This window comes from Vibrio sp. B181a, assembly GCF_030248375.1.
Lineage (GTDB): Bacteria > Pseudomonadota > Gammaproteobacteria > Enterobacterales > Vibrionaceae > Vibrio > Vibrio campbellii.
This window is the reverse complement of sequence record NZ_JAHGAD010000159.1, coordinates 1-569: the sequence shown is the minus strand read 5'-3', so window position 1 is coordinate 569 and position 569 is coordinate 1. Positions and strand designations below refer to the sequence as shown.

The window sequence follows — 569 nt, the reverse complement described above, 5'->3', positions numbered from 1 at the left end:
GGTGCCGGCATCAATCCGAATGCTCGCGTGCAGTTAGACCGAAATGGGCGTGTGTCCGATTTACTCAATGACATTGAGCGCCAGTTGCAGGTGGGCTTTACCCCATCTGGCGATACCTTGAAGGTGGAGCGCTTTGTCTCTCGCACTTTTGAGCTGGAATTGCCGCCTGGCATGATAAGCGACCAAATTGGCAGTGGTGACAGCAGTGAAAGTACCTCGGGAGGGGATGAAGAGGGTGGCAGCGCCAAAGTCGACGGTCAGTACGTCACGCTATCAAGCAGTGATGTGGACGTATTTGGGGAAGTGGCCCTAGGCGTGCGCGCTTTGCTGCAGCTTGACCCCGATTTAACCGGTGAAGACAGCGATGAAGAGACCTTAGTGGGCTCGGTGCAAGCGGTGCCGTCGTTGTCACGTTTGGTGGTGCGCACCACACCTGGACGTATGCGTGAAATCGCCGACTTTGTCGCCCAGTCCAAAGCGTCATTGACGCGCCAAGTGGCGCTCGAAGTTCAAGTGTTGGAGTTTCGTTCAAACCTTGGTCATGACCGCGGCATTGATTGGAACTTGGT

Annotated in this window: 1 pseudogene; it reads left to right on the top strand. The window is 55.5% G+C overall.

Annotated elements, in window-relative coordinates:
• Window positions 1-569: pseudogene (locus tag KIO97_RS27105) on the top strand (type II and III secretion system protein); the annotation flags it as partial.